General features: G+C 70.2%; 19 protein-coding genes, 1 tRNA gene and 1 other RNA gene. 9 read left to right on the forward strand and 12 right to left on the reverse strand.

All coding sequences use genetic code 11. The annotated features are described in order from the left end of the window. Positions 1–15: 15 nt before the first annotated feature. From AC5RV6_RS10660 to rnpB, 3 genes are all read right to left on the reverse strand, one after another. Entirely contained in the window at positions 16–1,485 is a 1,470-nt protein-coding gene (locus AC5RV6_RS10660) for a glyceraldehyde-3-phosphate dehydrogenase (RefSeq protein ID WP_494007271.1), read from the reverse strand. Positions 1,486–1,676: 191 nt separating this feature from the next. Continuing rightward, the gene (locus tag AC5RV6_RS10665; RefSeq protein WP_494007272.1) at positions 1,677–2,957 is read right to left on the reverse strand and encodes an MFS transporter; all 1,281 of its coding nucleotides are present in this window, start codon (positions 2,955–2,957) and stop codon (positions 1,677–1,679) included. Positions 2,958–3,135: 178 nt separating this feature from the next. Continuing rightward, an RNA gene (gene rnpB / locus AC5RV6_RS10670) (RNase P RNA component class A) lies at positions 3,136–3,517 on the reverse strand. A gap of 34 nt (positions 3,518–3,551) precedes the next feature. On the opposite strand from rnpB, the gene AC5RV6_RS10675 reads away from it, so the two are divergent. Next, on the forward strand, positions 3,552–4,334 hold the full coding sequence (locus AC5RV6_RS10675) for a YaaA family protein (RefSeq protein WP_494007273.1): 783 nt from the start codon (positions 3,552–3,554) through the stop codon (positions 4,332–4,334). Between the two features lie 67 nt (positions 4,335–4,401). Here the strand turns inward: AC5RV6_RS10675 and AC5RV6_RS10680 are convergent, their stop codons facing one another. The 3 genes from AC5RV6_RS10680 to AC5RV6_RS10690 form a co-directional block, all read right to left on the reverse strand. Continuing rightward, positions 4,402–5,409 (reverse strand): reverse transcriptase-like protein, encoded by a 1,008-nt coding sequence (locus AC5RV6_RS10680; RefSeq protein WP_494007274.1) that lies wholly within the window; start codon positions 5,407–5,409, stop codon positions 4,402–4,404. A gap of 3 nt (positions 5,410–5,412) precedes the next feature. After that, positions 5,413–6,153 carry a zinc ribbon domain-containing protein gene (locus tag AC5RV6_RS10685; protein WP_494007275.1) on the reverse strand — a complete coding sequence of 247 codons (741 nt, stop codon included), beginning with the start codon at positions 6,151–6,153 and terminating at the stop codon, positions 5,413–5,415. Between the two features lie 62 nt (positions 6,154–6,215). Then, positions 6,216–7,169, reverse strand: coding sequence for a Nif3-like dinuclear metal center hexameric protein (locus AC5RV6_RS10690; protein ID WP_494007276.1), 954 nt, complete (start codon positions 7,167–7,169; stop codon positions 6,216–6,218). A gap of 90 nt (positions 7,170–7,259) precedes the next feature. Between AC5RV6_RS10690 and msrA the strand changes: the two genes are divergently transcribed. The 3 genes from msrA to epsC all read left to right on the forward strand — a co-directional run bounded on the left by msrA (position 7,260) and on the right by epsC (position 9,439). Further along, positions 7,260–7,784 carry a peptide-methionine (S)-S-oxide reductase MsrA gene (gene msrA / locus AC5RV6_RS10695; RefSeq protein WP_494007277.1) on the forward strand — a complete coding sequence of 175 codons (525 nt, stop codon included), beginning with the start codon at positions 7,260–7,262 and terminating at the stop codon, positions 7,782–7,784. A gap of 76 nt (positions 7,785–7,860) precedes the next feature. Beyond that, positions 7,861–8,796 carry a cysteine synthase A gene (cysK, locus tag AC5RV6_RS10700; RefSeq protein WP_494007278.1) on the forward strand — a complete coding sequence of 312 codons (936 nt, stop codon included), beginning with the start codon at positions 7,861–7,863 and terminating at the stop codon, positions 8,794–8,796. Between the two features lie 58 nt (positions 8,797–8,854). Beyond that, complete coding sequence (gene epsC / locus AC5RV6_RS10705) at positions 8,855–9,439, forward strand: serine O-acetyltransferase EpsC (RefSeq protein ID WP_494007279.1); 585 nt, start codon at positions 8,855–8,857, stop codon at positions 9,437–9,439. Positions 9,440–9,524: 85 nt separating this feature from the next. Here epsC and gnd read toward each other — a convergent pair whose 3' ends face one another. From gnd to AC5RV6_RS10730, 5 genes are all read right to left on the reverse strand, one after another. Continuing rightward, positions 9,525–10,961: an NADP-dependent phosphogluconate dehydrogenase gene (gene gnd, locus AC5RV6_RS10710; protein ID WP_494007280.1), complete on the reverse strand. Its 1,437-nt coding sequence runs from the start codon at positions 10,959–10,961 to the stop codon at positions 9,525–9,527. Between the two features lie 179 nt (positions 10,962–11,140). Continuing rightward, positions 11,141–11,213, reverse strand: a tRNA-Val gene (locus AC5RV6_RS10715). 127 nt (positions 11,214–11,340) lie between these two features. After that, complete coding sequence (locus AC5RV6_RS10720) at positions 11,341–12,279, reverse strand: NAD-dependent protein deacetylase (RefSeq protein ID WP_494007405.1); 939 nt, start codon at positions 12,277–12,279, stop codon at positions 11,341–11,343. A gap of 44 nt (positions 12,280–12,323) precedes the next feature. Next, the gene (locus AC5RV6_RS10725; RefSeq protein WP_494007281.1) at positions 12,324–12,824 is read right to left on the reverse strand and encodes a redoxin domain-containing protein; all 501 of its coding nucleotides are present in this window, start codon (positions 12,822–12,824) and stop codon (positions 12,324–12,326) included. 9 nt (positions 12,825–12,833) lie between these two features. Continuing rightward, positions 12,834–13,253 carry a DUF3052 domain-containing protein gene (locus AC5RV6_RS10730; RefSeq protein WP_494007282.1) on the reverse strand — a complete coding sequence of 140 codons (420 nt, stop codon included), beginning with the start codon at positions 13,251–13,253 and terminating at the stop codon, positions 12,834–12,836. Positions 13,254–13,610: 357 nt separating this feature from the next. Here AC5RV6_RS10730 and aceE point away from each other — a divergent pair, with 357 nt between their 5' ends. Continuing rightward, the gene (gene aceE, locus AC5RV6_RS10735) at positions 13,611–16,355 is read left to right on the forward strand and encodes a pyruvate dehydrogenase (acetyl-transferring), homodimeric type (protein ID WP_494007283.1); all 2,745 of its coding nucleotides are present in this window, start codon (positions 13,611–13,613) and stop codon (positions 16,353–16,355) included. 116 nt (positions 16,356–16,471) lie between these two features. Here aceE and AC5RV6_RS10740 read toward each other — a convergent pair whose 3' ends face one another. Further along, entirely contained in the window at positions 16,472–17,179 is a 708-nt protein-coding gene (locus AC5RV6_RS10740) for a FadR/GntR family transcriptional regulator (RefSeq protein ID WP_494007284.1), read from the reverse strand. Between the two features lie 142 nt (positions 17,180–17,321). Between AC5RV6_RS10740 and AC5RV6_RS10745 the strand changes: the two genes are divergently transcribed. The 4 genes from AC5RV6_RS10745 to AC5RV6_RS10760 all read left to right on the forward strand — a co-directional run bounded on the left by AC5RV6_RS10745 (position 17,322) and on the right by AC5RV6_RS10760 (position 22,799). Next, positions 17,322–18,680, forward strand: coding sequence for an SLC13 family permease (locus tag AC5RV6_RS10745; protein WP_494007285.1), 1,359 nt, complete (start codon positions 17,322–17,324; stop codon positions 18,678–18,680). A 63-nt stretch (positions 18,681–18,743) separates the two neighbouring features. Continuing rightward, complete coding sequence (locus AC5RV6_RS10750; protein ID WP_494007286.1) at positions 18,744–19,991, forward strand: CaiB/BaiF CoA transferase family protein; 1,248 nt, start codon at positions 18,744–18,746, stop codon at positions 19,989–19,991. After that, on the forward strand, positions 19,988–21,520 hold the full coding sequence (locus tag AC5RV6_RS10755; protein ID WP_494007287.1) for a carboxyl transferase domain-containing protein: 1,533 nt from the start codon (positions 19,988–19,990) through the stop codon (positions 21,518–21,520). The genes AC5RV6_RS10750 and AC5RV6_RS10755 overlap by 4 nt, the downstream gene beginning before the upstream one ends. Positions 21,521–21,569: 49 nt before the next feature. After that, positions 21,570–22,799, forward strand: a complete 1,230-nt coding sequence (locus AC5RV6_RS10760) for a PucR family transcriptional regulator (protein ID WP_494007288.1) — start codon at positions 21,570–21,572, stop codon at positions 22,797–22,799. Positions 22,800–22,847: the final 48 nt, after the last annotated feature.

The following is a 22,847-nucleotide window of genomic DNA, read 5'->3' on the forward strand; positions in this document are numbered from 1 at the left end:
GGTCCTGCCGCGGCGTCAGCTGACGACGGCGGCCAGTTCCTCGGCCTTCGGGAAGGCCGGCGGGTTGACGTGCGCCATCTCCTCGAGGACCCGGACCACCTGGCAGGAGTACCCGAACTCGTTGTCGTACCAGACGTAGACGACGGCGTTGGTGCCGCTGCAGATGGTCGCCAGGCCGTCGACGATGCCGGCGCGGCGGGACCCGACGAAGTCGGTGGAGACGACCTCCGGCGAAGCGATGTAGTCGATCTGCTTGTGCAGGTCGGAGTTCAGCGACACCTCGCGCAGGAACGTGTTCAGCTCATCCTTGTCGGTGGGCTGCTCCAGGTTCAGGTTCAGGATCGCCATCGAGACGTCGGGGGTGGGCACCCGGATGGCGTTGCCGGTGAGCTTGCCGCCCAGTTCGGGCAGCGCCTTGGCCACGGCCTTGGCCGCGCCGGTCTCGGTGATCACCATGTTCAGCGCCGCGGAGCGGCCGCGGCGGTCGCCCTTGTGGAAGTTGTCGATCAGGTTCTGGTCGTTGGTGAACGAGTGCACCGTTTCCACGTGCCCGTGGACGATGCCGAAGCGGTCGTTCAGCACCTTCAGCACCGGGGTGATCGCGTTGGTGGTGCAGGACGCGGCGGAGAGGATCCGGTCCTCGTCGGTGATCACCTGGTGGTTGATGCCGTGCACGATGTTCTTCAGGTCGCCCTTGCCGGGGGCCGTGAGCAGCACCCGCGCCACGCCCTTGGACTGCAGGTGCTGGGACAGGCCCTCCTCGTCGCGCCAGCGGCCGGTGTTGTCCACCACGATCGCGTCGTTGATGCCGTACGCGGTGTAGTCGACGGAGGCCGGGTCGTTCGAGTAGATGACCTGGATCAGGGTGCCGTTGGCGAGGATGGTGTTGTTCTCCTCATCGACGGTGATGGTCCCGTCGAAGGCGCCGTGCACCGAGTCGCGGCGCAGCAGGCTGGCGCGCTTGACGATGTCGTTCTCCGAGCCCTTGCGCACCACGATCGCGCGCAGCCGCAGGCCGTGCCCGCCGCCTGCGTGCTCGATCAGGATCCGGGCCAGCAGCCGGCCGATCCGGCCGAAGCCGTACAGCACGACGTCGGTGCTGGTGCGCTCGTCCGCGCCGCCGCGGCCGACGACGTCGGCCAGCTCCGCGCGGAGGAAGGCCTCAAGGTCGGCGCCCTCGCCGAGCTCCTTGTACTTGGTCGCCAGGCGGGCCAGGTCAATGGACGAGGCGCCGAGGTCCAGGCCGGCCAGGGCCTTCAGGACGGGGTAGGTCTCCGCCAGCGGCAGCTCGGTGTCGTCAATCTGGCGCGCCCAGCGGTGCGCCTTCTGGATTTCGATCACGGAGCGGTTCACCAGGCTCCGGCCGTGCACCGAGGTGACAACACTGTTCTCACGGTACAGCCGCCCGATGAGCGGAATCATGGCCTCCGCGAGGGCCACCCGGTCCATCCAGGTTTCCAGGCAGGTCTCGGACTTCTGGCTCACAGATCTTCACATCCTTATCTCAGCCGGCACAGCTCCGTGCCGGTTGGTTTGCACCGCGGGCGTCACCGCCCGCAGCCGGGCCAAGCCCGTCACAGCAGTGTTCTCCCGTTTCGTCCTTCGCAGGGAAGGCAGGACCACTACCAGTGTATTGCGGCCCACATTCGTGACCGCTTCGTGTTGCGAGACATTTATCACAGCGGGCTTCCGGTGGCCTGCTGTGCGTCAGCGGCGGGCTCGAGCTCCTCCAGGTGGCGGATGCCGCGAAGCGGGCCGAACACGGCCAGCAAGGCAGCGGTGAGCGCCACCCAGAGCCCGACGAACACGGCTTCCCGGACGCCGAGCAGGGTGGCCAGCGTTCCGCCGGCGAACGCGGCCACCGCGAGCATGCCCCAGCTGACCATCCGGTTCGCCGAGCTGAGCCGGCCCATCATCCACGGCGGGCAGACCCGCTGGCGGAAGCTGGTGGAGACGACGATGTTCTGGGAGATGAAGAAACCGGTGACGAACAGCCCGGCGATGCCCGGCAGCATGCCCCATCCGGGGGTCATGAACAGGAGGCTGGCGTAGCCGGCCGCCGCCGGAAACAGCGAGTAGCGCCACACCCGGCCCGAGCCAAGCCGCGCAGTGGCCCGCTTGACGGTGAGTCCGCCCAGGGTTCCGCCCACGGCCAGGGCCGCGGTCACCACGCCCAGCATGAGCGGCGATTCCCCGATGGTGCGGACGACCAGCAGCACCAGCACGGAGGCCACGATGTTCCCGCCCAGGTTCCACAGCGCGCCCACGCAGAGGAGCACGCGCAGCGGTGCGGTGCTGAGGGCGTAGCGCAGCCCGTCGCCCATTTCCCGGCCCAGGCGGCGCCCGGCGGGGGGCCGGGCAGCTTCCTGAACTTTGAGCGACGCCACAGCCAGCAGCGCGGCGACGGAGGCTGCCACCTGGACCAGCAGGGCATTGGAGGCCCCCCACGCCTGGGTCAGCCACCCGCCCAGCGCCCGCCCGGCGGCGTCGGCGGAAGCGCCGGATCCGGTCATCAGGCCGTTGCCCTCCACCAGGTCCTCGCGGTCCACGGCCCGGGGCACCAGGGCCGCCTCGGCCAGGGTGAAGAAGACTGCGGCCAGTCCGGCCAGGAAGGACACGGCAAACAGGTGGGCGAGGCTCAGCGAGTCGAGCCAGTACGCCGCCGGCAGCGACGCGAGCAGCAGGATCCGCGCCGTCAGGGAGCCGATGATCAGCGGCCGGCGGCGGTAGCGGTCCACCAGCGCTCCGATGGGGAGGCCGAAAAAGAGCCAGGGAAGATAACCGATGCCCGCCAACGCGGCTACTGCGAAGTTGCCGGCGTCCAGCTCGACCGCAGCGATCAGCGGCAGCGCGACGGCGGCCACCGACGTACCCAGGAGGCCTGCCGTGGAGGAGATCCACAGCGCCCGGAAGTTGGCGTTCCGGACCAGGAGGTGCTTGTCGCTCGTGCGGGACATTGCCACAGACTAGCCGAGGGCCCGTCAGCCGTCCGGACGCAGCGCCGCATGCAGATGCATGTACCCGAAAACGACCCGCATCTTTGCCTGAAGTGTTGCAGCGGGCCCGGCGGGGCCGCATAATTCAGCCGATCTGCCCGCAGCTGCCTCGGAAGGGCCGCCCGCGGAGGCGGGGGCAGGGACGGGCTGGCCGATAAGCCGGGTTTTGTACGGCGGTTCCGTTACCGGATCCGCCGCGGCAATCATCCATCTCGGGACGCCGTTGCCGGCGTCCTCCAGCGGCCTACCCGGACGCTCGGGCGGGCAGCCCTCGAACGCGTCCTGTCTGGCCTTGCTCCGGGTGGGGTTTACCTAGCCGCCCCGGTCACCCGGGGCGCTGGTGGTCTCTTACACCGCCTTTTCACCCTTACCGTGCGGCATCGCCGACGGCGGTCTGTTTTCTGTGGCACTGTCCTGCGGGTTTCCCCGAGTGGGCGTTACCCACCACCCTGCCCTGCGGAGCCCGGACTTTCCTCGGCGGGTGCCCTTGCGGGCCCCGACGCGATTGCCTGGCCAACCCGTCCCTGCCGTCAATGCTACCGATAAAATCGACTGGTGCTGATTCTGCTGCCCCCGTCCGAAGGCAAGACCGCTCCCGCGGCCGGCCCCCGCTTCGACTACTCCGCCCTGCGTTTCCCTGAGCTGAGCCCCGCCCGCGAGCTGGTGCTCAACGAGCTGGCACGCGTCAGCGCCTCCCCCGACGCGCTGCAGGTGCTCAAGGTCGGCGCCTCGCTTGCCGGGGAGGTGGCACGGAACACCCGGCTCGCCGAGGAGCCGACGGCGCCGGCCCATGCGGTGTATTCGGGTGTGCTGTACGACGCGCTGGGCTACGGCACCCTGCCGCCGGAGGCACGGGAGCGCGCGGACCGGCAGGTGCTGGTGGTCTCGGCACTGTGGGGTGCGCTCGGATTCGCTGATCCGATTCCCGCGTACCGGCTCTCCATGTCCGCGCGGCTGCCCGAAACGGGTGCGCTGGCGGCGTTCTGGAAGCGGCAGCTCTCCGGCGTCCTGGACAAGCACGCCGACGGCCGGCTGGTCGTGGACTGCCGCTCCAGCACCTATGCCGCGGCGTGGGCGCCGGATGCGGCCACCGGCGCGGCCGTCAATGTGTTCCAGATCCGCAACGGCGAGCGGAAGGTGGTCTCCCACTTTGCCAAGCACACGCGCGGCGAGCTGGCCCGCCACCTGCTGGCCCGCAGCGGCCCCGAACCGCGCACGCCCGCGGAGCTGCTGGCGGCCGCCGCGGAGAAATGGCAGGCCGAGCTGCTGCCGCCGGCCGGCCGCAAACCGCATCAGCTGAACCTGATCCTGCCCGAGGACGCGGCCTTCACCCGCTGAGGTCCCGAGCCGGGCGGCCGGGCAGGGCGCGCAGTGCCGCCCGACCTGCCCGGCACCGGGGGCGCCCTCAGTCGGCGGCCACCAGCTCCACTTCGAAGCCGTCGGCGTTCTCCAGGTAGGCGGCGTAGTGCTCCGGCCCGCCCGCGTGCGGGTACCGGTCCGCGAAGAGCTGCGTCCAGCCGTGGCTGGCGGCGCGGCGCGCCAGCAGGTCCACCTCATGCCTGGTTCCGGCCGTGAAGGCCAGGTGGTTCACTCCCGGCCGGCGCCGGTCATGGGCGGCGTCGACGACGTCGGGGCCGGCTTCGAGCACGATGTATCCGCCGGCGCCGTTCCAGCGTCGTCCGGTGGCCCATGTATCCCCGGGCGTGAAGCCCAGGCGCTCCAGCAGCCAGCCCAGCGACTTCTCCGCCGCCGCAAGGTCGCGGACCCAGACTTCCACGTGGTGGAGCCGCCCCGTCGGGGCGGGCGCAGCCGGGGCCGGCACGGCCGGGACATCCTCCCGCTGCGCCGGAACGGCGGAACCCGCCAGGGAGGCGGTGTCGCCCCCGTCCGGAGTGCTGCCGCCGGCGGACCCGGAGCCGACCGGCCCGGGCGAGCCTTTCCGCGGCTGCCAGGGCACGCCGGCGATTCCGGCGTCCATTGCCTCGTTGGACAGCCGGTCGGCGTCCTTGTTCTTCTCGCGGGGAATCCACTCGTATTTAACGCGCTGCGGATCCACCATGGACCTGGCCTGCTGCGCGAGCCGGCGCATGTCCTCGTGCTTGATCTTCCACCGCCCGCTCATCTGTTCCACGACGAGCTTGGAGTCCATCTTCACCAGGATCCAGCAGCCGGGATCGATGGCGTGGGCCATCCGCAGTCCGGCGACCAGGCCGGAGTATTCGGCGACGTTGTTGGAGGCGATGCCCACATACTGCGCCTCTTCGGCGATGATGCGGCCGGTGTCCGGGTCCCGGACCAGTGCGCCGTAACCGGCGTGGCCGGGGTTGCCGCGCGACCCGCCGTCGGCTTCCACCACCAGGATCCTGCCGCCCGGCGCCGGGGCGGCGGCGGGCTCGTGTTCAAACAGCGTCACTGCTCAGCTGCCCCATTCCGCGGAACGGACCAGGATGCACCCGGAGTCGGGGCAGAAGACGACGTCGTCCTCGGCGGCGCGGCGGATGTCGGCAAGGTCGCCGGGGCTCAGCTGCATGCCCGAGCCTTCCGATGAGCCGTGGAACAGCCGCGCGGCGCCGACGCCGTGCCGGTCCAGGGTCTTTTCGTACAGGGCCAGCAGGCCCGGCTCGAAGGTCCCGGCGAGTTCGCTGCGCTGCTGCAGCGCAGCGTCCTCCTCGCCGCGGATGCGCTCAAGCTCCGCGTCGCGGGCCTGTTCAAGTGCGGCCAGCTCCCCCGCGGCGCGGTCGAGCACCCCGTGGGCCGCGCCGGCGGTGCCGCGCAGCTCCTCCAGCCGCTCCATGGCCTCAAGCTCCACGTCCTCCAGGTCAGAACGCCGTCGGGTGAGGGACTCAATCTCGTGCTGCAGCGCGGTGAGGTCCTTGGAGGTGCCCGTCCCGGAATCGAGCCGGGCCTGGTTGCGCTCCAGCCGGGCAGTGACGGCCGCGACGTCGTCCTCCGCCTTGGTGACCTCCCGCTCGGCGGCGCTGACGGCGCCGTCAGCTTCGGCTGCCGCGCTCCCGGCCTCGTCCCGGCGCCCCTGCGCCGCGGCGATCTCCGGGTTGCCGGCGGCCGCCCGCGCTTCGCTGCGCAGCTTGCGGATCCGGCTGTCCAGGGCCTGCAGGTCCAGCAGCCGCAGCTGCTCGGCCGGTGATGCTTTTGCCACGTGTACCTCCGTTGCTGTCCGGGCGGACCCCGGACCCTCCCTAGCCTATGGCAGGCGGCAGGTCAGTCCACCCCGGGGGTGAGCACGAAATCCCACGGGTCGCTGTTCACGGTGCTCACGCGGACCTCGACCTCGAACCCCTGGTCGGCCAGCACGTTCTCCAGGGCCGCCGCGGCCGGGGTGAGCCAGAGCCACTCGCTGCCGAAGTGGGAGACGTCGATCAGGTAGGGCCGGCCGTTGACGGCGGCCTCCCGCGCCTCGGAGGCCGGATGGTGGCGCAGGTCCGCGGTGACGTAGACATCGGCCTGGGCCCGGCGGACGGCGGCAAACAGGCTGTCGCCGGCTCCCCCGCAGACCGCCACCCGGCGGACCAGCCCGTCCGGGTCGCCGGCCACCCGCACGCCGCCGGCCACCGCCGGAAGCACGCTGAAGACCCGCTCGGCGAAGTCGGACAGGCTGCGCACCTGGTCCAGTTCCCCGACCCGGCCGATTCCCTCCTCCGGCAGGCCCTCCGCGGCCGGAGCGAGCGGCTGCACGTCCTGCAGGCCGAGTGCATCGGCGAGCACGTCGGAGACTCCGCCGACGGCGCTGTCACCGTTGGTATGCACGGCCAGCAGGGCGCAGCCCGCTTCAATCAGCCGGTGCACCACTTCGCCCTTGAAACCGGTGGCCGCCACGGAGTTCACCGGCTTCAGCATCAGCGGGTGGTGGGTGATGAGCAGGTCCGCGCCCCAGGCCAGCGCATCGTCGACCACGGCTGACACCGGATCGACGGCGAACATGATCCGCCGGACGGGCCGCTCGGGCCGTCCGGCGACGAGCCCGACGGCGTCCCAGTCCTCGGCCAGGGATTCGGGCCACAGCTCCTCCGCGGCCAGGAGTACATCGCCCAGCGTCGGAGCGGCGTCGGCCGCCGCCGGGGCGCCGGTGCCGACACCGGCCTCATCGGAGCCCGCCTCGTCGGGGTGCACGGCGCCGGGACCGCTGCCGCCTGCGGCGGAATGCTCTGCGTTCATAGGTTTAAGTTGTACTCTGCCGCACCGGCGGCGCTCAATTCCGCAGCGCGGACGGGAATGGATCCGCCCGTGCGGCGGTTGGCACAAAGCATGAAGACGTATGTGCTTGGCGGCGGGTGCTTCTGGTGCCTGGACGCCGTCTACCGGCAGACCCGCGGAGTCACCGAGGTGGTGTCGGGCTACACCGGCGGCCATGACCCGCACCCGAACTACGACAGCGTGTGCTCCGGGACCACCGGGCACGCCGAGGTGGTCTCCGTGACGTTCGATGAGACTGTGGTGCCGCCCGAGGTGATCCTGGGCCTGTTCTTCGCCTCCCACGATCCGACCACGCTGAACCGGCAGGGCTACGACGTCGGAACGCAGTACCGGTCGGCCATGTTCTACCGCACCGAGGAGCAGCGGCAGGAGTACCTGCAGGCCCTGGAGCGGGCGCAGGCCGACTGGAAGGATCCGATCGTCACCGAAATCGTGCCGCTGCCGACGTTCCATCCGGCCGAGGACTACCACCAGGACTTCTACGCCAAGCAGCCCTGGGCCGGCTACTGCCAGGTGATTATCAACCCGAAGCTGGCCAAGGCCCGCAAATATTACTCCGAATGGCTTGCCGCGTAGGGCCCCTCAGGCCCGGCGATAGGCTGGAACGGGCAGTTCTGTGTCCGTCCCGCAGACTGAGAACAGAGGAATCAACATGGCACGCATCTACGACGACGTCACCCAGGTGGTGGGTCACACTCCGCTGGTCCGCCTGAACCGGCTCACCGAGGGCCTTCCGGCCGAGGTGGCCGTCAAGCTTGAGTTCTACAACCCGGCCAACAGCGTCAAGGACCGCATCGGCGTGGCCATCGTCGACGCCGCCGAGAAGGCTGGCGCGCTGCGCCCCGGCGGCACCATCGTCGAAGGCACCTCCGGCAACACCGGCATCGCCCTGGCAATGGTCGGCGCCGCCCGCGGCTACAAGGTCATCCTCACCATGCCGGAGACCATGTCCACCGAGCGGCGGGTCATGCTGCGCGCCTTTGGCGCCGAGATCGTGCTGACGCCCGGGTCCGAGGGCATGCGCGGCGCGGTGGAGAAGGCCAAGGAGATCGTCGCCTCCACCGACAACGCCATCTGGGCGCAGCAGTTCGCCAACTCCGCCAACCCCGCGGTCCACCGTGAGACCACCGCCGAGGAGATCTGGAAGGACACCGACGGCCAGGTCGACATCTTCGTGGCCGGCATCGGCACCGGCGGCACCATCACCGGCGTCGGGCAGGTCCTGAAGCAGCGCAAGCCGGACGTGCAGATCGTGGCCGTCGAGCCCAAGGACTCCCCCATCCTGAACGGCGGCGCCCCGGGCCCGCACAAGATCCAGGGCATCGGCGCGAACTTCGTGCCGGAGATCCTCGACACCGAGATCTACGACGAGGTCTTCGACGCGTCCATTGAGGACTCCGTGGCCACCGCACGTGCGCTCGGAACCCAGGAAGGCATCCTGGGCGGCATCAGCTCCGGCGCGATCGTCTGGGCGGCCCTGGAGCTGGCAAAGCGGCCCGAGAACGCCGGTAAGCTGATCGTCGCCACCGTATGCGACTTCGGAGAGCGCTACATCTCCACCGTCCTGTACGACGACATCCGGGGATAGGTCCCCGGTTTCCCTGCCCGCCCGCGCCGGGCAGGGCCCCGACCCAGAAAGAACCTGAGTGAGAATCCTCGCCCGCCTACGTGAAGACCTCCGTGCCGCCGCTTCCCACGATCCGGCGGCACGCGGGTCCCTTGAGAACCTCGTCGTGTACTCCGGGCTGCATGCCATCTGGATGCACCGGCTGACCCACCGGATGTGGGCGAATCCCGCGCTGCGGTTTCCCGCCCGGGTGCTGTCCCAGCTGACGCGGTTCGCGACAGGCATCGAGATCCATCCCGGCGCCACGATCGGCCGGCGCTTCTTCATCGACCACGGCATGGGCGTGGTCATCGGGGAAACGGCCGAAATCGGCGACGACGTCATGCTCTACCACGGGGTCACCCTGGGCGGACGCTCGCTGGCCAGGGTCAAGCGCCACCCGACCATCGGCAACAACGTCACCATCGGGGCCGGTGCCAAGGTGCTGGGCCCGGTCACGATCGGCGACAACTCGGCGGTCGGCGCGAACGCCGTCGTCGTCAAGGACGCCCCGGCCGACTCGATCGTCACCGGCATCCCGGCGACCTGGCGGCACCGGGACCGGAAGGAAACGCTGGCGGCGGTGGATCCCGCCGAGTACGTGGATCCGGCGATCTACATCTAGGCTCGGACCCCTCAGACAGGGAAAGGCCGGCAGCCCGAGGGCTGCCGGCCTTTCCTTATGCCTGGGTGATGCCTGCCGGCACCGCTCAGTGGGTGTCGACGGCGGAGACCTCGGAACGGTCACCGCTCCACAGCGTGTGGAAGGTCCCTTCGGCGTCGACACGGTTGTACGTGTGTGCGCCGAACAGGTCGCGCAGGCCCTGCGTCAGGGCGGCCGGGAGCCGGCGCCGGCGCAGGCCGTCGTAGTAGGCCAGCGAGGAGGAGAACACGGGCACGGGAATGCCCAGCTGCACGGCGGTGGCCACCACGCGGCGCCAGGCCGGCACGGCCGCGGCGATCGACTCGGCGAAGGCTGGATCCAGCAGCAGGTTCGCCGGGGCCTTGCCGCCCTCATAGGCCTTCATGATGTCGTCGAGCAGCTCGGCGCGGATGATGCAGCCGGCGCGCCAGAGCGAGGCGATCTCGTCCAGCTTCAGGTCCCAGCCATACTCCTTGGCGGCGGCAGCAAGCATGTCCATGCCCTGCGCGTAGCTGACCAGCTTGGACGCGTAGAGCGCCTGGCGCACGTCCTCCACGAAGGTCTCGGGCAGCTGCACCTCGGTCTCGGCGCCGACCAGGGTCTCCTGCGCCTCGGCCCGCTGGCCGCGCTGCGAGGACAGGGCCCGGGCGAAGACCGACTCGGCGATGCCGGACACCGGCGAGCCGAGATCCAGGCCGGAAACGACGGTCCAGCGGCCGGTGCCCTTCTGCCCGGCGGAGTCGACGACGACGTCGACGAACGGCTTGCCCGTCTTTTCGTCCTTGTGGGCGAGCACCTCGGCGGTGATTTCGATCAGGAACGAGCTGAGCTGGCCGGCGTTCCATTCGCGGAAGATTTCGGCCTGCTCGGCCGGCTCGATGCCCGCGGCGGAGCGCAGCAGGTCGTAGGCCTCGCCGATGACCTGCATGTCGGCGTACTCGATGCCGTTGTGCACCATCTTGACGAAGTGGCCGGCGCCGTCGGTGCCCACCCACGCGCAGCAGGGCTCGCCGTTGTACTTGGCGGAGATCTTCTCCAGCATCGGGCCCAGGGAATCGTAGGACTCGCGGGAGCCGCCGGGCATGATCGAGGGGCCGAGGAGCGCGCCCTCCTCGCCGCCGGAGACGCCGACGCCCACGAAGTGCAGGCCCTTATCGGCCAGGGCCGCCTCGCGGCGGCGGGTGTCCTCGTAGTGGGAGTTGCCGGCGTCGATGACGATGTCGCCTTCCTCCAGCAGCGGGGTCAGCTGGTCGATCACCGAATCCACCGGAGCGCCGGCCTTGACCATGATGAGCACCCGGCGGGGCTTCTCCAGCGAGTCCACCAGCTCCTGCAGCGACTCGGTGCGGATGAAGTTCCCCTCATCGCCGTGGGCTGCCAGCAGGGCGTCGGTCTTGGCGACCGAGCGGTTGTGCAGGGCCACCGTGTACCCGTTGCGGGCCAGGTTGCGGGCGAGGTTCGCGCCCATGACTGCCAGGCCGGTCACACCAATTTGTGCGCTCAAAACAACTCCAGGATTCCTCGGGTGCCCTTCTTGCAGGGCACGGGGTCGGCGCGCGCGCCGTTCGTCCACTCCACCCTATTCTTCCGGGCGCGTCCGCCGCCACACGGCCGGCCCGGCCGCAGGCGCCGCGGGGACCGGGAAGACACGAAAACCCGCAGGCGGCGCCTGCGGGTTCGGTGTGGGTCCTACCGGGATCGAACCGATGACATCCACGGTGTAAACGTGGCGCTCTACCAGCTGAGCTAAAGACCCGATTGTGACCGTTATGCCAGGAACCGTCCGGGAATTTCTCCTCCGAACCGGGCTCTCCAGCGCCGTGTCACGAGGAACAACCCTACCGGATCACGGGCCGGGTTGCCTAATTCGGCGCCCGTCGCCGTCAGTCCCGGCGGCCGTCGCCCGCGCCGTCCGCTGCGCCGTCCGCGGGAGCGGGCAGGTCAGGCAGGTGCCGGGCCAGGTAGGTCAGGGCCGGTGCGGTGCCGATGTCCAGTTTGAGGTCGGCCAGTTCGTCGCCGCGGGTGGGCCCGCGGTTGATGATGACCACGGGCTTGCCGTCCTTGTGGGCGCGACGCACGAACCGCAGCCCGCTCATGACCGTCAGGGACGAACCCGCGACCACGAGGGCGTCGGAGGCGGCCAGGATGTCGAAGGCCGCAGCCACGCGGTCCTTGGGCACGTTTTCCCCGAAGTACACGAAGTCCGGCTTGAGGGTGCCCCCGCAGACCGGACAGTCCGCCACCACGAAGGAGTCCGTCTCGGTGATCTCGGCGTCGGCGTCGGGGTTGATGTCCCCGCGGTCGCCGACCTCCTCGAGGTAGCCCGGGTTCAGGCGCAGCAGCAGGTCGGCGATGTCGGCCCGGCTGAACCGGCTGCCGCAGTCCAGGCAGATGACCTGGTCGAAGCGGCCGTGCAGGTCGATGACCTGGCGGCTGCCGGCGTCGGTGTGGAGGCGGTCCACGTTCTGGGTGATCAGTCCGGTGATCAGTCCGCGCCGTTCCAGCTCCGCCACCGCCCGGTGCCCGGCGTTGGGCACGGCCCGGCGCATGTGGTGCCAGCCGACGTGGTTGCGGGCCCAGTAGCGCCGCCGCAGCGCCTGGTCGCCGATGAACTGCTGGTAGGTCATGGGATTCCGGGGCGGGGCGCCCGGCCCGCGGTAGTCGGGGATGCCGGAATCGGTGCTGAGCCCGGCGCCGGTCAGGAGGGCCAGGCGGCGTCCTGAGAGCAGCCGGAGCGCCTCCTGCAGCTGCGCCCGCTCCTCGGCGGTCGGCTCGGGTGCCTGCGTCGGCGCCTCTCCCGGCCTGGACGGCGGGGACGGCACTCCGCCGGCGGCGGGCGGCGTCGGCTGCCCGTTGCGCTCCGTGCTCACGTCGCTGCCCCGGGCGCGGCCTGCGGGGCGAGCCGGTCCAGGGCTTCCCGGTAGGCGGCCGGCGGGCGTGCTTCGCCGGGGTCGGTGGAGAAGGTCTCGGCCAGCGACCCGTCCGGGCGGATCACGGCGGTCAGCCGGACCGGCCGGCCCAGCTGTTCGTCGAAGGCGCCGAACAGGCGCGAGACCTCGCCGTGCGGCCAGAAGTCGGAGAGCAGGTCGAACGGCAGGTCCTCCGCCTCGGCATAGGCCCTCAGCGTGTACCGGGAATCGCAGGACACCCCGACCACTCGGGCGCCCGCCTGCTCGAACATCGCCGCCTGCCCGCGCAGCTGCCGAAGCTCACCGGTGCACACGCGGGAGAAGGCAAACGGGAAGAACACCAGGAACACCGCATGCCCGGCGAAATCCCGCAGCCGGACCGGAGCACCGTGCTGGTTGGCGAGCCCGAACTCCGGAGCCGGCACCCGGTCCGGAAAAGGCCGCTGATCCAGGGCCAAAGGGTCCGTCTACTTCTTCCGCCGGCTGACCAGGCGGGTCGCGGCCCAGTCAGCGGAAACGCCGGGGGACGTGGTGACGTGGAGTCCTGCGGTGGGCGCGGCTTCCTCGATCTCGGAGGGCGAGACGTACCCGGCCCGCCCGGACTTCGGGGTCAGCACCCACACCACGCCGCCCTCGTCGAGAGTGGTCAGGGAGTCGACCAGGGCATCCACCAGATCCCCGTCATCGGCCCGCCACCAGAGGATGACGCCGTCGACCACGTCGTGGTCATCCTCGGTCAGCAGTTCGGATCCGATGACGTCTTCCAGGTCCTCCCGAAAATCGAAGTCGACGTCGTCGTCGTAGCCGAATTCCTGAACGAGGTCACCGTCCTTGAAACCCAATCGTCCCGCCACGTTTTCCGACGTGACGGCCTCGGCCTCGCTCACTTCACTCCTCCTGGATGACTGCATACCTATAAGGGAATCACATATCGGGCGGAACTGTGGTGTTCCTGAACCTAGGGAACACCCAACCGGCCCGGTGTTCAAGGGCCCGTCCGCCCGCCGCGTTCCGGGAGCCGCTCCCGGCCCGGGCACCGCCGTCATACGGGCGCGCCGATAGCGAACAGGCTACGCAACAGACCGGGCGCACGGATACAGTGGCTTAAGGAGCCTCGGAAGGGCTGGCCACGTGCGCCCTCAGGACCATGCAGACCGCACGAGGCAAAAAGAAGTGATGCTCCGGCAACGACAGGCCGGACCCAAGCGTTAATACCTGCAGACACAATCTGTACGTAAGAGAGGTTGGCCGTGGCCGCAGAAGACACAACCGACATCCTCAGCGGGTTGACGAACCAGCTGCCCGATCGGGATCCCGAGGAGACCGCGGAGTGGATGGAGTCGCTCGATGAGCTGATCCAGACGCAGGGCACCGAGCGGGCGCAGTACATCATGCGCGCCCTGCTCCAGCGTGCCGGCGCCCGGTCCGTGGGCGTCCCGATGGTGACAACCACCGACTACATCAACACCATCCCCGTCGACCAGGAACCCGAGTTCCCCGGCGATGAGGAGATCGAACGCCGCTACCGCGCCTGGCTGCGCTGGAACGCCGCCATCATGGTGCACCGCGCCCAGCGCCCGGGCATCGGCGTGGGCGGGCACATCTCCACCTACGCCGGCGCCGCGACGCTCTACGAAGTGGGCATGAACCACTTCTTCCGCGGCAAGGACCACCCCGGCGGCGGTGACCAGATCTACTTCCAGGGCCACGCCTCCCCCGGCATGTACGCCCGCGCGTTCCTGGAGGGGCGCCTGACCGAGAAGGACCTCGACGGCTTCCGCCAGGAGAAGTCCCGGCAGGGCAACGCCCTCTCCTCCTACCCGCACCCGCGCAACATGCCCGAGTTCTGGGAGTTCCCGACCGTGTCCATGGGCATCGGCCCGATGAACGCGATCTACCAGGCCCAGATGAACCGCTACCTGCACAACCGCGGCATCCAGGACACCTCCGAACAGCACGTCTGGGCGTTCCTGGGCGACGGCGAAATGGACGAGCCGGAATCGCGCGGCCTGCTCCAGCTGGCCGCCAACGACAAGCTGGACAACCTGACCTTCGTGGTCAACTGCAACCTGCAGCGCCTCGACGGCCCGGTCCGCGGCAACGGCAAGATCATGCAGGAGCTCGAGGCCTTCTTCCGCGGCGCCGGCTGGAACGTCATCAAGGTGGTCTGGGGCCGCGAGTGGGATGCCCTGCTGTCCAAGGACAAGGACGGCGCCCTGGTCGAGGTCATGAACCAGACTCCCGACGGCGACTACCAGACCTACAAGGCGGAGTCCGGCGGATTTGTCCGTGAGCACTTCTTCGGCAAGTCCGAGCAGACCAAGGAGCTCGTCGCCGACCTGACCGACGAGCAGATCTGGAACCTCAAGCGCGGCGGGCACGACTACCGCAAGGTCTACGCCGCGTACAAGGCCGCCACCGAGTTCAAGGGCGCTCCGACCGTCATCCTGGCGCACACCGTCAAGGGCTACGGCCTGGGCACGCACTTCGAGGGCCGCAACGCGACCCACCAGATGAAGAAGCTGACTCTGGAGGACCTCAAGGCCTTCCGGGACCACCTGCGCATTCCGATCAGCGACGAGGAGCTGGAGCGGGATCCGTACCAGCCGCCGTACTACAACCCGGGCCCCGATGCTCCGGAGATCAAGTACATGCTGGAGCGGCGCAGGGAGCTTGGCGGCTTCGTGCCGGAGCGGCGCGTGGAGTACAAGCCGCTGCACCTGCCTGACGAGAAGGCGTACGAAGTCGCGATGCGCGGTTCGGGCAAGCAGCAGGCGGCCACCACCATGGCCTTCGTGCGGCTGCTCAAGGACCTGATGCGGGACAAGGAATTCGGTGCCCGGGTCGTGCCCATCATTCCGGATGAGGCCCGTACCTTCGGCATGGACTCCTTCTTCCCCACGGCGAAGATCTACAACCCGAAGGGACAGAACTACCTCTCGGTGGACCGGGACCTGGTCCTGGCCTACAAGGAGTCCCCGCAGGGCCAGATCGTGCACGTCGGCATCAACGAGGCCGGCTCCATCGCGGCGTTCACCGCGGCGGGCACCTCCTACGCCACGCACGGCGAGCCGCTGGTTCCCGTCTACGTGTTCTACTCGATGTTCGGTTTCCAGCGCACCGGCGACTACATCTGGGCGGCAACCGACCAGCTGGCCCGCGGCTTCCTGATCTCCGCGACCGCCGGCCGCACCACCCTGACCGGTGAGGGCCTGCAGCACGCTGACGGCCACTCCCCGATCCTCGCCTCCACCAACCCCGCGGTGAAGACCTACGACCCGGCCTACGGGTACGAGATCGGGCACATCGTCCGCCACGGCCTGGAGGAGATGTACGGCCCGGATTCGAAGGATCCGAACGTCATCTACAACCTGATGGTCTACAACGAGCCGATCGTGCAGCCGAAGGCGCCGGAGGACCTGGACGTCGAAGGCATCATCAAGGGCATCTACCTGCTCGCCCCGGCCAAGGTCGACGGTCCCCGGACCCAGCTTCTCGCCTCCGGCGTCGCGGTCCCGTGGGCCCTGGAAGCCCAGAAGATCCTGGCCGAGGACTGGGGCGTCTCCGCCGACGTCTGGTCGGTGACCTCCTGGAACGAACTGCGCCGCGACGGCCTGGCCGCCGAGGAGGAGGCGTTCCTGAACCCCGACGCCGAGCCGCGGGTTCCGTTCGTCACCCGCCAGCTGGAAGGTGCCACCGGCCCGATCGTGGCCTCGAGCGACTACATGAAGGCAGTGCCGGACCAGATCCGCCAGTTCCTGCCCAACGAGTTCGCCAGCCTTGGCGCCGACGACTTCGGTTTCGCCGACACCCGCGCCGCCGCCCGGCGTTACTTCAAGATCGACAGCCACTCCATGGTGGTCCGCGCACTGGAGATGCTTGCCCGCCGCGGCGAGGTTCCGGCCAGCGCCCCCAAGGAGGCCATCGAGAAGTACCGGCTGCTGGACGTCAATGCCGGCACCAGCGGCAACGCCGGCGGAGACGCCTGATACGGGCGTTGCCGTGAGGTAATCGTCAACGGCTGCAGGGCCGTCCGCTTCGGCGGGCGGCCCTGCAGCCGTTAACCGTTAACCCGCCGCGGCCGCGACGGCGGTTCCGGCGAGGATCAGGCGTCGCCCTTGCGCAGGGCGCCGTTGGAGACCAGCTCGATGTGTTCCTGCATGGCCCGCGCGGCGGCGTCGGCATCCCCGCTGCGGATGGCGTCGGCAATGGCGCGGTGCGAGGCAAGGGAGCGTTCCGGGCGTCCGGGCTGGGCCAGGGAGGCGAGCCGGGTCTGCACCACGAGCTCGCCGATGAAGGTCATGATCGACGCCAGGACGGTGGAGTGCGCCGCCGCCGCAACCGCCTTGTGGAACAGTTCGTCGCCCCGGGTGCCGCGGCTGCCCGCGGCGACCTCTTCCGCCATCACTTCAAGCGCCGCGTCGATGGTGGCCAGATCCCGGTCCGTGCGCCGGCGCGCGGCGAGCGAGGCGAGGCCGGCCTCGAGGACGGCGCGGGCCTCGGCGATCTCCGGCAGCCGGTCCCGCTGCTCGCGCAGTTCCCGCAGCACCGCGGCCACGCTCGGCCGGTAGACCAGCACCGCCCCGGTGCCGTGCTGGACGTCGATGACGCCCAGCACCTCCAGCGCCACGAGCGCCTGCGCCAGGGTGGCGCGGCTGACGCCCAGCTGGTCGGCCAGGTCACGTTCGCCCGGAAGGGTGTCTCCGGGCTGCAGCGCGGAGCGGGCGATGTAGTCCAGGATCTGTTCGACGAGGCGTTCGTAGAGGCGCGGCCGGGAGACCCGGGCCATTGCTGCGGGGCCCGTGGGCTCCATCTGGTTCCACCTTCCATGGTGATCCGGGCTCGTCGCCGCAAGTATAGCCGGGTTGACAAGAGTCTCACTGTCTAAGAGGCTAGGCCAGTAGCAGGTGCTGTGGTGCACCTCACAGCCTAATCCTTCACCGGGGAGAACAACGATGTCCGCTCCACTCCTGTCCATCCTGGTCCTCGCGGCCATGTTCATACTCGCCACGGTGCTCCCGCTGAACATGGGCGCCCTCGCCTTCGTCGGCGCCTTCCTGCTCGGTTTCGTCTTCCTGGGCATGGACACCGATGAGATCCTCGCCAACTTTCCCGGCGAGCTGTTCCTGACGATCGTCGGCGTGACCTACCTGTTCGCCATCGCGCAGAACAACGGCACCATCGACCTCCTGGTCCGCGGCGCAGTGCGCCTGGTCGGCAGCCGCGTGGCGCTGATTCCCTGGATCATGTTCGCCATCACCGCGGCGATCACCGCGGTGGGCGCGCTCTCCCCCGCCGCCGTCGCCATCGTGGCCCCGATCGCCCTCGGCTTTGCCGCCCGGAACAACATCAACCCGCTGCTGATGGGCATGATGGTGATCCACGGCGCCCAGGCCGGCGGCTTCTCGCCCATCGCCGTGTACGGCGTCACCGTCAACGGCATCATCGCCGGCACGGACCTGGACTCCAGCCCGCTGGCGGTCTTCCTGGCCAGCCTGCTGTTCAACACCTTCATCGCCGTGATCCTCACCGTGCTGCTCGGCGGCAGGGGCCGCCGCGGCAGCCTGGCCGGACGCTTCGCGGAGCAGGTCGCCGCCGCCCGAGTGAACGCCACCGCCTCCCACCCCGACGTGCCGCTCAAGGGCTTCGGCTCCGACATGTACGGGCCCCGCGACCCCGCCGGCGACGGCGTCGAGGCCACCCGGCCGGGGCGGGTGAAGGCGCCGCAGGTGCTGACCATCCTCGGCCTGCTGGCCCTGGCCGTCATCGCCCTGGGCTTCAAGATCGACGTCGGTTTCGTTTCCATCACCATCGCGGTGCTGCTGGCGCTGGCCTCGCCCGAGGCCCAGAAGGGCGCGGTCAACAAGATCAGCTGGTCCACCGTGCTGCTGATCTGCGGCATGCTGACGTTCGTCGGCGTCCTCCAGGCCGCAGGCACCGTCGAGTATGTCTCCGAAGGCGTCGCCAGCCTCGGCATGCCGCTGCTCGCCGCACTGCTGATCTGCTACATCGGCGCCGTGGTCTCGGCCTTCGCCTCCTCCACCGCCATCCTGGCCGCCCTCATCCCGCTGGCCGTGCCCTTCCTGGCCAGCGGCGAGATCGGCGCCGTCGGCCTGATCTGCGCACTGGCCGTGTCCTCCACCATCGTGGACGTCTCACCGTTCTCCACCAACGGCGCCCTGGTGCTTGCCAACGCCCCGGAGAACGTCGACAAGGACCGCTTCTACAAGCAGATCCTCACCTACAGCGGCGTCGTGGTCGTCGTCGGCCCGGCCGTCGCCTGGCTGATCATGGTCGTGCCCGGCTGGCTCTGACCCCCTCAGCCAGCCGTGCCCGCCCGCCCCGATTGCTCCCGGCCCACAGAGAACAGGACCGTCATGGATAACCACGCCCACACCCCCCGCACCGAGACCGGGACCGCAGCCGGCACGGGTCCCCTGGCCGGGCGGCTGGTCATCGACCTCAGCCGCGCCCTGGCCGGACCGCACGCCGGCATGATGCTCGGCGACCTCGGCGCCCGGGTCATCAAGGTCGAGAACACCGGCACCGGAGACGACACCCGCGGCTGGGGACCGCCGTTCGTCGGCCCGGAGGATGATCCGCAGGCCACCTACTTCCTCTCCTGCAACCGGAACAAGGAATCGATCGCCCTGGACCTGAAGTCCGACGACGGCGCGGCGGTGCTCACCGCCCTGATCCGCGAGGCGGACGTCCTGATCGAGAACTTCCGGCCGGGCGTGCTCGACCGCCTCGGCTTCCCGACGGACCTGCTGCACCGGCTCAACCCCGGCCTCGTGATCCTCTCCATCTCCGGCTTCGGGCACGACGGCCCCGAAGCGCACCGCAGCGGATATGACCAGATCCTCCAGGGCGAGGCCGGACTGATGTCCCTGACCGGCTCCGGACCCGAGGACCCGCAGCGGGTGGGCGTGCCCATCGCCGACCTGCTGTCGGGCATGTACGGGGCCTACGGCGTGCTGGCCGCCCTGCTGGAGCGGGAGGCAACCGGCCGCGGCCAGGTGGTCCGCACCTCGCTGCTGGCCGCCGTCGTCGGGGTCCACGCCTTCCAGGGCACCCGGACGACGGTCGCCGGAGAGGTGCCCCGCGCGCAGGGTAACCATCATCCGTCCATTGCGCCCTACGGGCTCTTCGCCTGCCGGGACGGCCACGTGCAGATCAGCGTGGGCAGCGAGAAGCTGTGGGCCCGTTTCGTGGAGGAGTTCGACCTCGGGGCACGCGCCGCGTCGCTGGATACGAACGCCGAACGCGTGCGGCGCCGCAGCGAGGTCGTGGCCCTGATCGAAGAGGCCTTCGCGGGCTACGACGCCGCCGACCTGCTGGCCAAGCTGGACGGCGCCGGCATCCCGGCAGGCAAGGTCCGCACCCTCGACGAAGTCTACGAATGGGAACAGGTCCGCTCGCAGCACCTGCTGGTGGACGTGGAGCACCCGCTGCTGGGCGACGTGCGGCTGCCCGGACCGCCGCTGCGCTTCTTCTCGACGGAGGGGGATGAAACCACCCGCAGGCACCACGCCGCCCCGCCGCTGCTGGACGAGCACGGCGCCGGCATCCGCAGCTGGCTGGCGGCTGCCCCGGCTCCGGCCGAGCAGGCGGAGCAGGCATGAGCGGCACCGGCACCCCGTCCCGGCTCACTGCCCGGCAGGTGATCGACCTCGTCGTCGATCCCGGAACCTTCGTCGGCTGGGACGCACCGGTCAGCTACACCCCGCATGATGCCGCCTACGAGGCGGATCTGCAGGCGGCCCGGGAACGGTCCGGCGAGGACGAATCGGTCATCACCGGCGAAGGGCGGGTCCGCGGCCGGCGGGTGGCCCTGGTCGTCTGCGAGTTCCGGTTCCTGGCCGGATCCATCGGCGTCGCGGCCGCGGACCGGCTGGTGCAGGCGATCGAGCGCGCGACCCGCGAGGGACTGCCGCTGCTCGCCGGCCCCTCCTCCGGCGGCACCCGGATGCAGGAAGGCACCCTCGCCTTCCTGTCCATGGTGAAAATCACCGCAGCCGTCCGCCGGCACAAGGAAGCGGGCCTGCCCTACCTGGTCTACCTGCGCCACCCCACCACCGGCGGCGTGATGGCGTCCTGGGGGTCGCTGGGCCACATCACGGTGGCGGAGCCGGGAGCGCTGGTGGGCTTCCTCGGCCCACGGGTCTTCGAGGCCCTGTACGGGCGCCCGTTTCCCTCCGGCGTGCAGCTCGCCGAGAACCTGCACGACAAGGGCATCATCGACGCCGTCCTCCCGGCTGATGAACTGGGCGAGACCGTGCACCGGGTCCTGAGCCTGCTGCAGCCGGAGCCGGCAACCTCCGTTCCGGCCCCCGAAACCCTCGCCGTCGCGCCGTCGTCCGCTCCCGCCTGGGAGTCGGTGGAGCGCTCCCGCAACCCGCGCCGCCCCGGCGTGCGTACCCTGCTCAGATACGGGGCCGCGGACGTGCTGCCGCTGAACGGCACGGGCCAGGGCGAGAAGGACCACGGGCTGCTGCTGGCACTGGCCAGTTTCGGGCAGGTTCCCTGCGTTGTCCTGGGCCAGGAGCGGCCGCGCCCGGGCAGCGACACGGCCCTGGGCCCGGCGGCCCTGCGCGAGGCACGGCGGGGCATGCGGCTGGCCGAGGAGCTGGACCTGCCGCTGCTCACGCTCATCGACACCGCCGGAGCCGCCCTGTCCCGGGAAGCGGAGGAAGGCGGCCTGGCGGGCGAAATCGCCCGCTGCCTCAACGACCTGGTCGGCCTGCAGTGTCCGACCGTTTCGGTCCTGCTGGGCCAGGGCGCCGGCGGCGGCGCGCTGGCGCTGCTGCCGGCGGATCGGACCATCGCCGCCTGGCACTCCTGGCTGTCGCCCCTGCCGCCGGAGGGAGCCAGCGCCATCGTGCACCGGGACACCGCCCACGGCGCCGAGATGGCCGAGCACCAGGGCATCAGCGCCTCCGCCCTGCACCGGCACGGGGTCGTGGACCACCTGGTCGATGAACGGCCCGACGCCGCGCTGGAGCCGGCGGAATTCAGCCGCCGGCTTGCCGCAGCCATCGCCTGGGAGCTGGCCTCGCTGCGTTCCCAGCCCCGCCAGGCCATGCTGTCCAGGCGGCTCACCAAGTACCATCGGCTGGGTTCCGCGGATTCGGCGGGCATAGCGCTCTTGTAGCCTCTACACAAAATGGAGCCCGACGCCGGCAGGCCGTAAGCTCTGGGGTATGCCCGTGACCCGCACGACATCCGCCGAATCCGCTCCGAGCGCGGACCAGCTTGATCCGCCCACGCTCGAGCGGCTGAAAAGCAGCATCGGCCGGCTTTCCACCGCCACGCTGAAGCAGCTCGACGCCTCGCTGCCGTGGTACCGGGCGCTGCGGCCCGACGAACGGGCGGCGCTGGGCATGGTGGCGCAGAAGGGCATCGCCTCCTTCGTGAACTGGTACCAGCGCCAGGGTTCCACCGCCTGGGTGCTGAGCGATGTGTTCGGCACCGCGCCGACCGAGCTCACCGGCACCATCAGCCTGCAGAAGGCGCTACAGCTGATCCGGGTGGTCGTGCAGGTGGTCGAGGACCAGGTGCCGGTGCTGGCCGACGCGCGGGTGCAGCCGGCGCTGCGCGAGGCCGTGCTGCGGTACTCGCGGGAGGTGGCCTTCGCGGCGGCCGATGTCTACGCCCGCGCGGCCGAGACCCGCGGCGCCTGGGACACCCGGCTCGAGGCGCTCGTCGTCGACGCCATCCTGCGCGGGGAAAGCTCCGATGCCCTGCGCTCCCGCATCGCCGCCGTCGGCTGGACCTCCACCGCCCCGGTGACCGTCCTCGTGGGCTCCTCCCCCGCCGAAGCCAACGCCACCTTCGTGACCGATGTCCGCCGCATCACCTCGCGGCTGGCCGAGGACACCCTGGTCGGCATCCAGGGCGAGCGGCTGATCCTGGTCCTCGGCGGCCTGACCGACAAGTCCGGGGCGATGGCCCGGCTGGCCGAGCTGTTCGGCCCCGGGCCGGTGGTCTACGGCCCGCCGGCCGAGGCCCTCGTCAGCGCCGGGCCCTCCGCCCAGGCGGCGTTTGCCGGCCTCACCGCGGCCCGGGCCTGGCCGGCGGCGCCGCGCCCCGTGGCCGCGGACGACCTGTGGCCCGAACGGGTGATGGCCGGGGACCCGGCGGCGCGCGCCGCCCTGGTGCAGAGCATCTACCGGCCCCTGCTGAACGCCACGAACGGCCTGGCCGAGACCCTCTCGGCCTACCTTTCGCTCGGCCATTCCCTGGAGGCGACCGCCCGGGAGCTCTTCGTCCACGCCAACACGGTCCGCTACCGGCTGCGCCGGGTCTGCGACATCACCGGATGGGATCCGATGCTGCCGCGCGAGGCGTTCGTACTGCAGACCGCCCTCGTCGTCGGGCGGCTCGACCCCGGCCCCCAGGGCCCGCCGGAACGCTCCGCCCCGCGCTCGTGACCCTGTCCGATGCTGCTGTGACGCTTGTAGACTTCCTACAACGCACCC

It is taken from the genome of Arthrobacter saudimassiliensis (assembly GCF_059090665.1).

Coding starts and splice junctions, on each gene's coding strand:
- AC5RV6_RS10665 (WP_494007272.1), bottom strand. CDS start 2,957: ATGTCCCGCACGAGCGACAAGCACCTCCTGGTCCGGAACGCCAACTTC.
- AC5RV6_RS10690 (WP_494007276.1), bottom strand. CDS start 7,169: ATGAACGCAGAGCATTCCGCCGCAGGCGGCAGCGGTCCCGGCGCCGTG.
- msrA (WP_494007277.1), top strand. CDS start 7,260: ATGAAGACGTATGTGCTTGGCGGCGGGTGCTTCTGGTGCCTGGACGCC.
- cysK (WP_494007278.1), top strand. CDS start 7,861: ATGGCACGCATCTACGACGACGTCACCCAGGTGGTGGGTCACACTCCG.
- AC5RV6_RS10740 (WP_494007284.1), bottom strand. CDS start 17,179: ATGGAGCCCACGGGCCCCGCAGCAATGGCCCGGGTCTCCCGGCCGCGC.
- AC5RV6_RS10745 (WP_494007285.1), top strand. CDS start 17,322: ATGTCCGCTCCACTCCTGTCCATCCTGGTCCTCGCGGCCATGTTCATA.
- AC5RV6_RS10750 (WP_494007286.1), top strand. CDS start 18,744: ATGGATAACCACGCCCACACCCCCCGCACCGAGACCGGGACCGCAGCC.
- AC5RV6_RS10755 (WP_494007287.1), top strand. CDS start 19,988: ATGAGCGGCACCGGCACCCCGTCCCGGCTCACTGCCCGGCAGGTGATC.
- AC5RV6_RS10760 (WP_494007288.1), top strand. CDS start 21,570: ATGCCCGTGACCCGCACGACATCCGCCGAATCCGCTCCGAGCGCGGAC.